The sequence below is a fragment of the Variovorax sucrosi genome (assembly GCF_051216635.1).
In the GTDB taxonomy this organism is placed as follows: domain Bacteria; phylum Pseudomonadota; class Gammaproteobacteria; order Burkholderiales; family Burkholderiaceae_C; genus Variovorax.
In genome coordinates, this window is sequence record NZ_JBPJZU010000010.1 from 235,250 (window position 1) to 250,021 (window position 14,772).

Annotated in this window: 13 protein-coding genes; 8 read left to right on the forward strand and 5 right to left on the reverse strand. The window is 67.1% G+C overall.

Annotation, left to right across the window (positions count from 1 at the left end; genetic code table 11):
• Positions 1-18 precede the first annotated feature (18 nt).
• Positions 19-1,371 (forward strand): esterase-like activity of phytase family protein, encoded by a 1,353-nt coding sequence (locus tag ACSFBE_RS20270; RefSeq protein WP_435492218.1) that lies wholly within the window; start codon positions 19-21, stop codon positions 1,369-1,371.
• Between the two features lie 71 nt (positions 1,372-1,442).
• On the opposite strand, the gene ACSFBE_RS20275 is transcribed toward ACSFBE_RS20270, so the two are convergent.
• Entirely contained in the window at positions 1,443-2,840 is a 1,398-nt protein-coding gene (locus ACSFBE_RS20275; protein ID WP_435492219.1) for an aminopeptidase P N-terminal domain-containing protein, read from the reverse strand.
• Between the two features lie 154 nt (positions 2,841-2,994).
• Between ACSFBE_RS20275 and ACSFBE_RS20280 the strand changes: the two genes are divergently transcribed.
• Positions 2,995-5,118, forward strand: coding sequence for a hypothetical protein (locus ACSFBE_RS20280; protein WP_435492220.1), 2,124 nt, complete (start codon positions 2,995-2,997; stop codon positions 5,116-5,118).
• A gap of 21 nt (positions 5,119-5,139) precedes the next feature.
• Here the strand turns inward: ACSFBE_RS20280 and ACSFBE_RS20285 are convergent, their stop codons facing one another.
• Positions 5,140-5,850 carry a nucleotidyltransferase family protein gene (locus tag ACSFBE_RS20285; protein WP_435492276.1) on the reverse strand — a complete coding sequence of 237 codons (711 nt, stop codon included), beginning with the start codon at positions 5,848-5,850 and terminating at the stop codon, positions 5,140-5,142.
• Between the two features lie 14 nt (positions 5,851-5,864).
• On the reverse strand, positions 5,865-6,254 hold the full coding sequence (gene speD / locus ACSFBE_RS20290) for an adenosylmethionine decarboxylase (protein ID WP_435492221.1): 390 nt from the start codon (positions 6,252-6,254) through the stop codon (positions 5,865-5,867).
• Between the two features lie 124 nt (positions 6,255-6,378).
• Here speD and tkt point away from each other — a divergent pair, with 124 nt between their 5' ends.
• The 4 genes from tkt (at position 6,379) to ACSFBE_RS20310 (ending at position 11,187) form a co-directional block, all read left to right on the forward strand.
• The gene (tkt, locus tag ACSFBE_RS20295; RefSeq protein ID WP_435492222.1) at positions 6,379-8,430 is read left to right on the forward strand and encodes a transketolase; all 2,052 of its coding nucleotides are present in this window, start codon (positions 6,379-6,381) and stop codon (positions 8,428-8,430) included.
• 91 nt (positions 8,431-8,521) lie between these two features.
• On the forward strand, positions 8,522-9,097 hold the full coding sequence (locus ACSFBE_RS20300; protein ID WP_435492223.1) for a TrmH family RNA methyltransferase: 576 nt from the start codon (positions 8,522-8,524) through the stop codon (positions 9,095-9,097).
• Positions 9,098-9,119: 22 nt separating this feature from the next.
• On the forward strand, positions 9,120-10,121 hold the full coding sequence (gene gap / locus ACSFBE_RS20305; RefSeq protein WP_435492224.1) for a type I glyceraldehyde-3-phosphate dehydrogenase: 1,002 nt from the start codon (positions 9,120-9,122) through the stop codon (positions 10,119-10,121).
• Positions 10,122-10,272: 151 nt separating this feature from the next.
• A complete protein-coding gene (locus tag ACSFBE_RS20310; protein ID WP_435492225.1) occupies positions 10,273-11,187 on the forward strand; it encodes a c-type cytochrome in 915 nt (304 codons plus the stop codon).
• 10 nt (positions 11,188-11,197) lie between these two features.
• On the opposite strand, the gene ACSFBE_RS20315 is transcribed toward ACSFBE_RS20310, so the two are convergent.
• Positions 11,198-11,506: a putative quinol monooxygenase gene (locus ACSFBE_RS20315; protein ID WP_435492226.1), complete on the reverse strand. Its 309-nt coding sequence runs from the start codon at positions 11,504-11,506 to the stop codon at positions 11,198-11,200.
• Between the two features lie 60 nt (positions 11,507-11,566).
• Positions 11,567-12,508 carry a LysR substrate-binding domain-containing protein gene (locus ACSFBE_RS20320; RefSeq protein WP_435492227.1) on the reverse strand — a complete coding sequence of 314 codons (942 nt, stop codon included), beginning with the start codon at positions 12,506-12,508 and terminating at the stop codon, positions 11,567-11,569.
• A 116-nt stretch (positions 12,509-12,624) separates the two neighbouring features.
• Between ACSFBE_RS20320 and ACSFBE_RS20325 the strand changes: the two genes are divergently transcribed.
• Both ACSFBE_RS20325 and ACSFBE_RS20330 read left to right on the forward strand, forming a co-directional pair.
• Complete coding sequence (locus ACSFBE_RS20325) at positions 12,625-13,716, forward strand: tartrate dehydrogenase (protein ID WP_435492228.1); 1,092 nt, start codon at positions 12,625-12,627, stop codon at positions 13,714-13,716.
• 58 nt (positions 13,717-13,774) lie between these two features.
• Positions 13,775-14,764, forward strand: a complete 990-nt coding sequence (locus tag ACSFBE_RS20330) for a Bug family tripartite tricarboxylate transporter substrate binding protein (protein ID WP_435492229.1) — start codon at positions 13,775-13,777, stop codon at positions 14,762-14,764.
• Positions 14,765-14,772: the final 8 nt, after the last annotated feature.

Below are 14,772 nucleotides of genomic sequence, written 5' to 3' on the forward strand. Positions count from 1 at the left end.
AGACCCTTCTTCTTGCTCATGACACGCTTCGCCTCCCTCTCCTTCATCGCCCTCGCCGCCGCGTTCGCCTGCGGCAGCGCCTCGGCACAGACCGCCTTCCCCGCCACGCTTGCCGGCCATGCCGTGCTGCCCGCGCAGAGCTTCGTGGCCGTGCCCAAGGATGCGCCGGCCGACCTGCAGGCGAGCGGCAAGTTCACCTCGGGCAAGCGCGTCGAGGCCTTGGGCACGGTCGAAGGCCTGTCGGCCGGACGCGGCACCGGCGTTTCGGTGCCCTTCAAGGGCCAGCCGCTGCAGGGCCATTCGGGCATCAAGAAGATGGACGACGGTTCGTTCTGGATCCTCACCGACAACGGTGCCGGCGCCAAGGCCAATTCGCCCGACTTCATGCTGTACCTGAACCACTACAAGGTGGATTTCAAGAGCGGCAAGTTCAACCGGGTCGACACGATCTTCCTGCACGACCCCGACAAGAAGGTGCCGTTCCGCATCGTCCAGGAAGGCACCAAGCAGCGCTACCTGACGGGCTCCGACTTCGACCCCGAGAGCTTCCAATTCGCCGGCGGCGCGCTGTGGATCGGCGATGAGTTCGGCCCCTTCCTGATCAAGGCCGACCTCAAGGGCAAGGTGCTCGCGGTGTTCGACACGCAGGTCGACGGCAAGGCCGTGCGCTCGCCCGACCACCCCGCAGTCACCACGCCGGGCGCACCGGGCGGCGCGGTCGACTTCCAGATCAAGCGTTCCAAGGGTTTCGAAGGCATGGCCTCGTCGAAGGACGGCAGCAAGCTCTACGCGCTGCTCGAAGGCCCGGTGTGGAATGCCGAAGCCAAGGACTACGAAAAGCTCGACGGCAAGGAAGCGTTGCGCGTTTTGGAGTTCGACGTGGCGTCTGAAAAGTGGACCGGTCGCCACTGGCAGTACCCGCTCGAAGCGAACGGCAACGCCATCGGCGACTTCAACATGATCGACGGCACCACCGGCTTGATCATCGAGCGCGACAACGGCGAAGGCACGAGCGACAAGGCCTGCCCCGAAGGCCAGAAGCGCACCGACTGCTTCCACGACATCGCGAAGTTCAAGCGCGTCTACAAGGTCGAGCTGAACAACGCCAACGTGGGCGGTGCGGTGCGCAAGATCGGCTACATCGACCTGCTGAACATTGCCGACCCGGCCAAGCTTGCGCGCAAGCCGCTGAACGACGGCGTGCTCAAGTTCCCGTTCTTCACCATCGAGAACGTCGATGTGGTCGATGCGACGCACATCGTGGTCGGCAACGACAACAACCTGCCCTTCTCGAGCAGCCGCGAGCCGAACAAGGCGGACGACAACGAGCTGGTGCTGCTGGAAGCGGGTGCGCTGTTGCAGGCGAAATAAGAGACGCTTCGGGCCGCGACGTGGACAGGCCGCACGACGAAAGGCGCTGCGCAGCGCCCGTGCCGCGCCGGCTATCCGCGCATCAGCGCTTCGATCTCTTGCGCCTCCACCGGCACATCGCGCGTGGTGAGCTCGCAACCGGTGGCAGTGACGATCGCGTCGTCCTCGATGCGGATGCCGATGTGGTGGAACTGCTCGGGCACGCCCTCGCCCGGCCGCACGTAAATGCCCGGCTCGATGGTCAGCACCATGCCCGGATGCAGGATGCGGCTCGGCCGGTTCTTGATGGTCTCGCCGCTCAGCGGGTCCTTGCGTTCGCTCACCTCGCCCTGCTGCGTCGGCTCGACGTAGCTGCCGCTGTCGTGCACGTCCATGCCCATCCAGTGGCCGGTGCGGTGCATGTAGAAGGGGAAGTAGGCGCGCTGCTCGATCACGTCCTCGAGGCTGCCGACCTTGTTCGCGTCGAGCAGACCGACATCGAGCATGCCTTGCGCCAGCACCTTCACTGCGGCCTCGTGCGGGTCGTTGAAGCGGTTGCCGGCCTTGGTGGCGGCCACCGCCGCGACCTGGCTGGCCAGCACGATGTCGTAGAGCGTGCGTTGCGGGCCGGTGAACCGGCCGTCGGCCGGGAAGGTGCGGGTGATGTCGCTCGCATAGCCGTCGAGCTCGCAGCCGGCGTCGATCAGCACCAGTTCGCCGGCGCGCACCGGCGCCACGTCTGCGTGGTAGTGCAGCACGCAGGCGTTGGCGCCGGCGGCCACGATCGACGGATACGCCGGGTACTGCGAGCCGCCCATCCGGAATTCGTGCATCAGCTCGGCGTCGAGGTGGTATTCGCGCAGGTCGCGGCCCTCGCGCAGCATGCGGGCGGAGGTCTGCATCGCGCGGACATGGGCGCCGGCGCTGATCTTCCCGGCGCGCCGGATGATGTCGAGCTCCTGCGCGTCCTTCACCAGCCGCATCTCGTCGAGCGGGCCGCACGCGTCGCGCTGCTGATCGGGGCACATCGCGCCGAAGCGCACCCGGGCGCGCACCGCCGACAGCCAGCCGTCGATGCGCGTCTCCAGCCCCTTGTGTGTCGCAAACGGGTACCAGACGGCCGCGTTGTTCTCCAGCAGGCGCGGCAGCTGGGTGTCGAGTTCGGTGACCGGATAGGCCGCGTCCACACCCAAGGCATCCGGTGCCGCGTCGGGCCCGAGCCGGTGGCCATCCCAGATTTCACGCTCCAGGTCCTTGGGCGCGCAGAACAGCGTCGCATGCCCGGTGCCGGTCAGCACGAGCCAGGCGTTGGGTTCGGTGAAGCCGGTCAGGTAATAGAAGTAGCTGTCGTGACGGTAGAGGTAGTCGCTGTCGCGGTTGCGCGGGCGCTCCGGCGCCGTCGGAATGATGGCAATGCCACCGGGCCCGATATTTGCAGCAAACCGATTGCGTCGGGCTATGTAGAAAGAAGTATCCATTGCTGTAACCATAGGGCGGTTGTGTAACGACAGAGTGTGGCATCTCTGCCGACGCGAGCAAGGAATTGCAAGAATGGTTCCCGCTGCCTGACCAAAAATGTACAAACGCCGCACTGTCAATCAGAGGATTCCTACATTGATGAAAGTCTTTGAACACAAATTCGCGATGTCGCTTGTTTTAACGGCGGCATTGGTCGGTTGCGGCGGTGGCGGCGGGGGCGGCGGAACGGGCGCGAGTGCCGCGGGCAGCGGCAGTCTCGTCAGCAGCAGCAGTCTCACCAGCACGACGCAGGCGGACAGCGGAAGCGCGCCTGGCACGACGGCCGGCGCGACCGACGGCGTGACGGGCGGTGCGACCGGCGGTGCGACCGGCGGTGCGACTGGCGGTGCCACTGGCGGCGCGACCGGCGGCGCGACCGGAACGCTCCCGCTGCAGAACGACGTCGTGGACACCACCGTGAACGTGGTGCCCGCTGCCTACCGCGAGACGGCCCTGCAGTTCAGCAAGGCGGCGGGGATCGAATACCGGTACGGGCCGTCCGCAGCCAGCTACGGAGTGTCCAGCACCAGCGGGCCCCAGCTCAGCACGCGCGGCGACCAGTCCTACGACCCGATCTCCATTCGCAATCCGGGCGGTACGCGCGGTTGTGCTCCCTCCAACCAGGGTGGTTTCTGCGGCACCTGGCAGGTCGGCGGCCCCCTGCAGACGGACGCGAGCGACTACTCGTCGTCGATCGTGCATACGGCCTACATTGCCGACAATCCGGCGGCCAACGTGGGCATGTCGAACCTGCAGGCCCTCAACATGGCCCACAACACCTTTGCCCAGAAGCCGGAGCCCAGCTGGACGACCGACTACAGCAACGGTGTCAACGAGATCGCGGCCGTCGAATACCTGAGCAAGGGACTCAACGCGCGCGAACCCGTCGCCGTCGGCCGTTGCTATGGCCGCTCCGGCTGGTGCACCAACAGCCTCATGGTGTTCCAGAACGGGCTGATCGGCACGGCCGGCAGCAACACGGCGTCGAACCGCGCCACGGTCCAGCTGGCGTCAGGCAAGGTGCCCACCGCCATCGCCGTCACCGGCAGCAACGAGTTCGCACTGGTCACCGTCTGGGACACGGTCAACCTGAAGGGCCAGATCGCGGTCATCGCGCTGGCGGGCCTGTGCAACGGCTGCAACCCCGACAACCCGGGCACTTGGTACAACAACTGGGGCGAGTGGAACGGTGTCTATCCGGGCCTGCCCAACCTGGGCAACACGGCATACATGAAGGTGCTCGGGTACGTCGATCTGCCGGACAGCATGCGCGCGCCGACCGAGATCTCGGCGTCGACCGGCATCGCGTTCGAGGAGTACAACCGCACCTTTGCGCCTGGTACCAACAACATGCAGAACTACCATGCGCTGCCGTTGACGGATCAGAACAACCGCACCAGCTTCTACTCCGGCGTCAACAGCGCAGCCTATGCAAAGGCCGGCATGGCGGTGGTCATCTCCAAGTCGGAAAAGCGTGCGGCCTTCATCGACCTGCGTCCGCTGTTCAGCTACTACCGCGAAAAGTACTTCGGCGGTTCCCAGAACGACTTCAACAACCTGATCGCAGGTCGTGGGGCCGGCGCCAGCCAGTGGCCGTACACCTTCGACGCGGTGGCGTCGCAAAAGCCGACGGTCGTCAAGACTGTGGACTTCGAAAACCGTCCGACCGCTGTCAATGTGCGCCCGAACGACGGCCCGCGACGCGCTTTCATCGCCACGCAGGAAGGCCAGCTTCATATCTATGACCTCGGCAACTACCTCAATGCCGGCGGCGGCGGGGCCGCTTCGGAGATCGTGCGCAAGGGCGGGGTGACGGTCGGTCGCAATCCGACGCACATTGCCTACGCCAAGCCGCACGCGACCAACAAGGTCTACACGCAAGGGTCCGACCGCGAGGTCATCGTCACTTCGCGGGGCGATCGCCGGATTCAATGGGTCCAGTTCGCGGCCGACTTCAACAGCGGCGCCGTACGTGGCGACCCGTTGACCCACAGTGGCCTGGTCGACCCCATCGCGGCCGAAGATGCCGAGAACCATGGCACCGAGTCGTATGTGCTGTCGGTCGCCGACTACGGTGGCAAGAAGCTGTCGAACTACCGCTATGGCCCGGTGGTCTTCTGGACCAACCAGGGCGGCGGCAACGCATGCCAGCCACCGGACGGTTGTGCCACCAACGGGACGTATGAGTTCGGTGGCAGCTTCGCCCTGCCGGGAAGCCCGTTCCAGGTCGCAGGGTCGAATATCCCTTAAGGTGCGTGCGGAAGGCCGGTTTCAACGACCGGCGTTCAGCGCAGCCAAGCGTTCGGGTGTGCCCACATCCGTCCAGGAGCCCAGGTAGCGTTCAGCGCTGACCTGGGCTTTTTCAATGGCGAGGCGCAACAGCGGCGCCAGCGCCGCCGGCGTTCCCTGCGGGTTGCCCGGTGCGATGTCGCAGTGCGGCGGACCGAAGAAGGCCGCGCGGTAGAGCGCGATGGTCGAGAAGGTCAGGCGCTCGGGGGCATCGTTCTGCGCCGTGCCGTCGGCCGCCAGGCCGAAGTCGCCCTGCGGGTGGTGCGGTGGGTTCGGCACCAGCCACAGATGGGCCAGCCGCCCGCTGGCGACAAAACGTGTCACGGCCGCCTGCGAGAAGACGAAATCCGGCGCGTACACATCGCCCGCCACCACCCAGAACACCTCGCCGAGCATCGGCAATGCGCGCACGATGCCGCCCGCCGTTTCCAGCGCGCCACCGAAATCCCGGCCCTCGTGCGAATAGGCGATGGACATCGGCGCACTGCCGCCCAGGTCGCTGCCGGTGCCGAAACGGGCTTCGATCTGATTGCCCAGCCAGGCGGTGTTGACGACGACGGACGAGAAGCCGCCGGCGCCCAGCGCCTCGAGCGGCCATTGCATCAGCGGCTTGCCGCGCACCGCCAGCAGCGGCTTGGGCGTGGTGTCGGTCAACGGCCGCATGCGCTCGCCGCGGCCGGCGGCCAGCACCATGGCTTGCGCGCCGGTCATGCCGTGACCACCGAAGCCCCGCCGCGAACGATCTCGTGACGTTCGGCCCGCGCCGGCTCGAACAGCGCGAGCAATGCGTCCATCAGCGCGTGCGCCCGGGCCGAATGGTCGGCCCCGAAGTTGCAAACGTAGACGTCGAGCGTCGCCCCGCGCCATTCGGGCCAGGTGTGGACGCACAGGTGCGATTCGGCCAGCAGCACCGTGGCGGTCACGCCGCCGGGGCCGTCGGGCGTCGACGGGAAGGTGTGGAACAGCTGGCCGACGGCCTGCAGCCCGGCGGCTTCGACCGCGCGGGTGCAGCGCTCGCCCAGCAGTTGCGCGTCGGTGAGCCACGGTGGCGCGCACTGGCAGTCGTGGAGATCGGCGGTGAGGTGCAGCCCTTGCATGGCTCGCGACTCTAGCAGTGCGCCCTCGTCGGGGCGGGACTTGTCGTGGGTCAGGGAGCGCCCCAGACCCGGCCCGTTAAAATCGCAGGCTCTCCCAACACCCCACCCCCGAAAGCCTTCCCCGATGGCCAACCAAGCCTTGATGGCCAACGCGATCCGCGCGCTGGCGATGGATGCCGTTCAACTCGCCAACTCCGGTCACCCGGGCGCCCCCATGGGCATGGCCGACATGGCCGTGGCGCTGTGGGGCGACCATCTGCGCCACAACCCGGTGAATCCGCATTGGGCCGACCGCGACCGCTTCGTGCTGTCCAACGGCCACGCGTCGATGCTGATCTACGCCGTGCTGCACCTGGCCGGCTACGACCTGTCGATCGACGACCTGAAGAAATTCCGCCAGCTGCACAGCAAGACCGCCGGCCACCCCGAAGTGGGCGTGACGCCGGGCATCGAGACCACCACCGGCCCGCTGGGCCAGGGCATCACCAACGCCGTGGGCTTCGCGCTCGCCGAAAAGCTGCTCGCCGCCGAATTCAACCGCCCGGCGCACGCCATCGTCGACCACCACACCTACGCCTTCCTGGGCGACGGTTGCCTGATGGAAGGCATCAGCCATGAAGCGGCCGGGCTGGCCGGCGCCTGGAAGCTGGGCAAGCTGATCGCGCTGTACGACGACAACGGCATCAGCATCGACGGCCCCGTCAAGCCCTGGTTCGTCGACAACACGGCCGAGCGCTTCAAGGCCTACGACTGGAACGTGATCGGCCCGGTCGACGGCCACGACACCAAGGCCGTGTCCAAGGCCATCGCCGACGCGAAGAAGTCCGACGACAAGCCCACGCTCATCATCTGCAAGACGCAGATCGGCAAGGGCAGCCCGAACCGCGCCAACACCGCCAAGGCCCACGGTGAGCCGCTGGGTGCCGACGAGATCGGCCTGACCCGCAGCGCGCTGCAGTGGCCGCATGCCCCCTTCGAGCTGCCCGAAGCGGTCTACACCGAGTGGGACGCCAAGGCCGCCGGCGACAAGACCGAGGCCGCCTGGGACGAGCGCTTCGCTGCCTACGCCAAGGCCTTCCCCGACCTGGCCGCGGAGTTCACCCGCCGCATGAAGGGCGAGCTGCCCAAGAGCTTCCACCAGACCGCGTTCGACGCCGTGGTGGCCGCCCATTCGAAGGGCGAGACGGTCGCCAGCCGCAAGGCCTCGCAGCTCGCGCTCGAAGCCTTCACCGCCGCGCTGCCCGAAATGATCGGCGGCAGCGCCGACCTGACCGGCTCGAACCTCACCAACACCAAGAGCACGCCCAACCTGCGCTTCGACGACAAGGGCGCCGTGGTGCGCAGCGAAGGCAACGAGCAGTTCCCCGACGGCCTGCTGGGCCGTCACATCAACTACGGCGTGCGCGAATTCGGCATGGCGGCCATCATGAACGGCGTGGCGCTGCATGGCGGCTTCATCCCCTACGGCGGCACCTTCCTCACCTTCAGCGACTACAGCCGCAATGCGATCCGCATGGCCGCGCTGATGAAGCAGCGCGTGGTGCATGTCTTCACGCACGACTCCATCGGCCTGGGCGAAGACGGCCCGACGCACCAGTCGATCGAGCACGCCGCGTCGCTGCGCCTCATCCCCAACCTCGACGTCTGGCGCCCGGGCGACACGGCCGAAACCACGGTCGCCTGGGCCGTCGCGCTGCAGAACGCCACGCGCCCGACGGCGCTGCTGCTGTCGCGCCAGAACCTCCCGTATTCGCCCAAGAGCGACCTGAGCGACATCAGCAAGGGTGCCTACGTGCTGGCCGAGCCCGAGCGCGTCGGCCTGAAGAACAAGAAGGTCAAGGCGGTCATCATCGCCACCGGCTCCGAAGTGCAGCTGGCGCTCAAGGCGCAGGAACTGCTCGCCGCCAAGAAGATCGGCGTGCGCGTCGTGTCGATGCCCTCGACCACCACCTTCGACCGCCAGGACGTCGCCTACAAGAAGAGCGTGCTGCCCAAGGGTGTGCCGCGCATCGCCGTCGAGATGGGCGTGACCGACGGCTGGTGGAAGTACGGCGTGTCGGCCGTGATCGGCATCGACACGTACGGCGAATCGGCACCCGCGGGCGTGCTGTTCAAGCATTTCGGCTTCACGCCGGAGAACGTCGCGGCCACGGTCGAGGCGGCGCTGGCGCGCTGAGTTCAGCGCGTTGCATAGCATTATGAATAGCGTCAAGAGGCCTGCTCGGCTTAGGGCCGACGCGGTTAAATATGTTCGCTGCAAGAACCTCGTGGCAGTTCTCGAAGAGCCGTTCGATCTTGTAAATATCGGGACGGTGGTCCGCAATGTCGATGCTTTGGGCGTAAGCAAGACATACATCGTCGATCCAAAGAAGTCTCTGCCTGACGACTGGTTCGAAATGCGCGACAAGCATGCGTTATCCAAAACGTCGGTCGGCGCCATCAAGTGGAGCTTTGTTAAACGCTTTGACAGCACGGAGCACTGCCTCGAACACTTGGAATCAAATCACTTCACGTCGGTGGTCACTTCGCCCCATGTGAAGGGCAAGTCAAATCACGTTCTACATACGGCTGACTACACGACGCCAAAAAAACTTGCAGTATGGTTCGGTAACGAGTCCCGTGGGATCAGCGATCTCGCGGTTGAGCGAAGCGAGTTTTGCATCTCTATTCCGATGGCCGGCATGGTTGAAAGCCTAAATCTTGCCGTGTCGACTGGCATCGTTTTGTACGAAGTCACCAAACAGAGGCGTGCGTATCAGCTTGAGCATTGGCGCGCATTGCAACAAAAACGGTTGAGCCTGAGTGCTGATTCCGATCAGGCATCTTCAGGTTCGCTTTCTTAGTTCATTTATAGGAGCAAGTCACATGGCTATCAAACTCGGTATCAACGGCTTCGGCCGCATCGGTCGCAACGTGCTGCGCGCAGCGGTGCAGAACTTCAGGAACGACATCGAGATCGTCGCCATCAACGACTTGCTCGAGCCCGAGTACCTCGCGTACATGCTGCAGTACGACTCGGTGCACGGCCGCTTCCAGGGTGAAGTCTCGGTCGATGGCAACACGCTGATCGTCAACGGCAAGAAGATCCGCCTCACGCAGGAGCGCGACCCCGCGGCCCTGAAGTGGAACGAAGCGGGCGCCGACATCGTGCTCGAATCCACCGGCCTGTTCCTCACCAAGGAAACCTGCCAGAAGCACATCGACGCGGGCGCCAAGAAGGTCATCATGTCGGCGCCCTGCAAGGACGACACGCCGATGTTCGTCTACGGCGTGAACGACAAGAAGTACGCCGGCGAAGCCATCATCAGCAACGCCAGCTGCACGACCAACGCCCTGGCGCCGCTGGCCAAGGTGCTCAACGACAAGTGGGGCATCAAGCGCGGCCTGATGACCACGGTGCACGCCGCCACCGCGACGCAGAAGACGGTCGACGGCCCGAGCAACAAGGACTGGCGCGGCGGTCGCGGCATCCTGGAAAACATCATCCCGTCGTCGACCGGCGCCGCCAAGGCCGTTGGCGTGGTGATCCCCGAACTCAACAAGAAGCTCACGGGCATGAGCTTCCGCGTGCCGACCTCCGACGTGTCGGTGGTCGACCTGACGGTCGAGCTGGAAAAAGAAGCCAGCTACAAGGAAATCTGCGCCGAGATGAAGGCGCAGAGCGAAGGGGCGCTCAAGGGCGTGCTGGGCTACACCGAAGACAAGGTGGTGGCCACCGATTTCCGCGGCGACCCGCGCACCTCGATCTTCGACGCCGAAGCCGGCATCGCGCTCGACAGCACCTTCGTCAAGCTGGTGAGCTGGTACGACAACGAATGGGGCTACTCGAACAAGTGCCTCGAGATGGTCAAGGTCGTGTCGAAGTAAGCACGGCCCACCGGTCGATCAGGAACGCGCCTTCGGGCGCGTTTTTCATGGGCGAGCGAAGGGTGGCTAGGCCGGCCGACATAGGCGATCTCGGCGATTGCGAGTCCGTGCACCGACCTCTAGCATCGCGCTCTTTTTCGAACGCCATCCCATGACGAAGAGATTGAAGAACGGGCTGCGCCTCGTCGGCCTCGCCCTCGCCGTGCTGGTGCTGCTCGCCGCCTGCGCGGTGTGGGCCGGCCTGCAACTGGCCGATCGCAAGATGCAGCGCAAGATCGATGTCGCCGTGCAACCGGTCGCGCTGCGCCCGCTCACCGACAGCGCCGCCCTCGACCGTGGCCGCTACCTCTACGCGTCGCGCGGCTGCGTCGACTGCCACGGGGCCAACGGAGGTGGCCGCACTTTCATCGATGACCCGAACGGCCTGCGCGTCGCCGGCCCGCACATCAGCCCCGGCCCCGGCAGCGTGACCGCCGCCTACCGGCCGGAGGACTGGGTGCGCGTGATCCGCCATGGCGTGCATCCGCTCGGCCGGCCGCTGATGATCATGCCGAGCGAGGACTACAACCGCTTCACCGACGACGACCTCGCATCGCTCGTCGCCTACATCCGCAGCCTGCCGCCGACGCCCGGCGCCGCCGCGGTGGTCGAGCTGCCACTGCCGGTGCGCGCGCTCTACGGCTTCGGGATGATCCAGGACGCCGCCGCGAAGATCGACCACACGCGCCCGCCGGCCGCACCGGTGCCCGAGGGCGTGAGCGTGCAGCACGGCGCTTACGTGGCCAACATGTGCCTGGGCTGCCATGGCCCGCAGCTGGTGGGCGGCAAGATCCCGGGCGGCCCGCCCGACTGGCCTGCGGCGTCGAGGCTGGCGCCGGGCGAGGGCACGGTGATGACGCGCTATCCGGATGCCGAATCGATGATGCGGCTGTTCAAGACCGGCCAGCGCGCCGACGGCACGCCGGTGCAGGTGATGCCCTTCGAGTCGCTGCGCGAGATCAGCGAGACCGACCTGCGTGCGCTGCACCTCTACCTGCGGCAGTTGCCACCGCCGACGAAAGGCTGAGCGCCGCGGCTCAGACGGCTTCGAGCACGTGGATCGTGCGGCTGGCCGTCCAGTCCTTCACCTTCGCGCCGTAGGCCGCCATGTGGGGCGAAGCGGCGTGCGCCTGCAGCGCGGCCACGCTGGCCCAGCGCTCGATCACCACGAAGGTGTCGTCACCGACGCTGCCGCGCGAAGGCGGCATGCCCGCGGCGTCGATCGTCGCGGCATATTCGATGCAACCGTCTTCGGCGAGCACGGCCGGCACGTTGGCCTGGAAGGCTTCGAGGACCTGGGCGCGCAGGCCCGGCTTGGCGGTGATGAAGGCGAGGACGTGGATCATGGAAAGCGGTCTCCTGATGAGGCGCTGAATCTAACGCGCGATCGTCCGCAGACCTGACGCCTATTTGCCAGTGCCCCCTGCCCCGCCCGCCTCGCCCTTCGCCAGCGCCGCTGCCATGAAGTCGACGAAGGCGCGCACCCGTGTCGACAGCTGGTGGCGCTGCGGGTACACCGCGTGGATGTCGGCCTCGGGCGTGCGGTAGCCGGGCAGCACCTGCACCAGCCGGCCGCTGCGCAGGTAGCGTGCGATGTCCCATTCGGCGCGCATCACGATGCCGTGCCCGTCGAGCGCCCAGCTCACTGCGATCTCGCCGTCGTTGGTGGCGAGCGGGCCCCGCGTCTTGACAGCCTGGGTGCGCTGCGTGGCGCCGCGGCCGCTGGTGAGGCGCCAGGTGCCGTAGGCCTCGTCGCCCTGGCGGATGCCGATGCAGGCGTGGCGCGCGAGGTCGTTCGGCACCTTGGGCGTGCCGGCGCGCGCCAGGTAGGCCGGCGATGCGCACAGCAGCCGCCGGTTCGACGCGATGCGCCGCGCGATCACGCGCGTATCGGGCGGCACGCCGAAGCGGATGCAGACGTCGAAGGCGTCGTCGGTCAGCGGCGGCGGGTTGACCGACAGCTGCAGCTGCACGTCCACCTCCGGGTAGCGGCGGGCGAAGCGCGAGATCACCGGCGCGACATGGCTGCGGCCGAAGCCCAGCGTCGCGTTCACCCGCAGCAGGCCCTGCGGCTCGCCTTTGGCCTGCCCCAGCAGCTGCGCCATGTCCTCGATCTCGCCGAGGATGCGGCGCGCATGCGCGACGTACAGCTCACCCTCGGGCGTGAGGCCCATGCGCCGCGTGGTGCGGTTGACCAGCGTCACGCCCAGGCGCGCCTCCATCAGCGCCAGCCGCTTGCTCACCGCCGGCGTGGTCACGCCCATCTCGCGCGCCGCGGCGCTCAGGCTGCCGGCCGCGGCCAGCGTCGAGAAGAAGCCCAGTTCCGCGGGCTGGATGGAGGCGCTCATGGACTTTTCATTGTTGAATTCAGGTTAACGATGGATTCAATAGCGGCGCGAATGCATCGTGCGAGGCGATCCTACAGTGCGTCATCCAGACCACCGCTGTATTGAAGGACGACACCATGAAGACGTACCGCATCGCCACCATCCCCGGAGACGGCATCGGCAAGGAAGTGATTCCCGCCGGCCGGCAGGTGATGGACGCACTGGCCGCGGCCGACGGCACGCTGCGCTTCGAGTTCGAGGACTTCGGCTGGGGCGGCGACTGGTTCCGCGCGCACGGCGAGATGATGCCGGCCAACGGCCTCGACGCGCTGCGCGACAAGGACGCGATCCTCTTCGGCTCGGCCGGCGACCCGCACATCCCCGACCACATCACGCTCTGGGGCCTGCGCCTGAAGATCTGCCAGGGCTTCGACCAGTACGCCAACGTGCGGCCCACGCGCATCCTGCCTGGCATCGACGGCCCGCTCAAGCGCTGCGGCCCGAAGGACCTCGACTGGGTGATCGTGCGCGAGAACTCCGAGGGCGAATACGCCGGCGTCGGCGGCCGCGTGCACCAGGGCCATCCGATCGAGGCCGCGACCGACGTGAGCATGATGACCCGCGCTGGCGTCGAGCGGATCATGCGCTTCGCCTTCCAGCTGGCCGAGGCACGCCCGCGCAAGCTGCTCACCGTGGTCACCAAGAGCAACGCGCAGCGCCACGCGATGGTGATGTGGGACGAGATCGCGGTGCAGATCAGCAAGGAGTTCCCGGACGTCACCTGGGACAAGGAACTGGTCGACGCCGCCACCGCGCGCATGGTCAACCGGCCAGCCACGCTCGACACCCTCGTCGCCACCAACCTGCACGCCGACATCCTGAGCGATCTGGCTGCCGCGCTGGCGGGCAGCCTGGGCATCGCGCCCACCGGCAACATCGATCCGGAGCGCCGCTACCCGTCGATGTTCGAGCCCATCCACGGCTCGGCCTTCGACATCATGGGCCAGGGGCTGGCGAATCCGGTCGGCACTTTCTGGTCGGTCGTGATGCTGCTCGAGCACCTGGGCGAGCCGGCCGCCGCGGCCCGTGTGATGCAGGCCGTGGAGCACGTCACCGCCAACACCGCGCTGCACACGCGCGACCTCGGCGGCACGGCCACCACCGACGCCGTGACGCGCGCTGTCTGCGAGCACATCGCCGGCGCGCGCAGCGAACGCCGCACCGCGTGAGCGGCCGCGCCGACGCGGCGCCAGCGAAGAGATTCACCACAAAGACGGAGACAACACCATGCGCATTTCCTTTCGGCCGCATCGTCGGCATCTCGTGCACGCCGCCGCGCTCGCGCTCGGCCTCTCGTCCACGCTGGCCATGGCGCAGGCCTGGCCCACGCGCTCGATCAGCCTGATCGTTCCGTTCCCCGCCGGCGGCACCACCGACGTGCTGGCCCGCGCCCTGGCCGACAAGCTCTCGCAGAGCCTCGGCCAGCCGGTGGTGGTCGAGAGCCGGCCCGGGGCGGGCGCGACGCTTGGCGCCGACTACGTCGCCAAGGCCAAGCCCGACGGCTACACGCTGCTGATGGGCGCGGTGCACCACACCATCGCCACCAGCGTCTACAAGAAGCTGCCGTACGACTTCCAGAAGGACCTCGCGCCGGTGGCCACGGTGGCGATGGTGCCCAACGTGCTGGTGGTCAACGCCGCGCTCACGCCGGCGCGCAACGTGACCGAGCTCGTCGCCTTCGCCAAGGCGGCACCGGCGAAGCTGGCGTACGGGTCGAACGGCAACGGCACCGCGCAGCACCTGATCGGCACGCAGTTCCAGGCCAGCACCGGCGTCGAGCTGCTGCACGTGCCCTACAAGGGCAGCGGCCCGCTGACGACCGACCTGCTCGGCGGCCAGGTGGCGATGTCCTTCGACACCATCACGCCGGTGCTGCAGCACATCCAGGCCGGCAAGCTGCGCGCGCTGGCCGTGACGACCGCGAAGCGCTCGTCGGTGCTGCCCGACGTGCCGACCCTGGAAGAGGCCGGGCTCAAGGGTTTCGACATCGGCACCTGGTTCGGCGTGCTCGCCCCGGCGGCGACGCCGAAGGACGTGGTGGCGCGCCTGAACACCGAAATGGTGAAGATCATCCGCTCGCCCGATTTCGCGCAGCGCATGCAGGCCATCGGCGCCGAGCCGCTCGGCGGCACGCCCGATCAGATGGCCAGGCAGATCGCCGACGAGACCACGAGGTTCGCGAAGCTGGTGAAGGACGGCAAGGTCGCGATCGACTGATCGTTGCC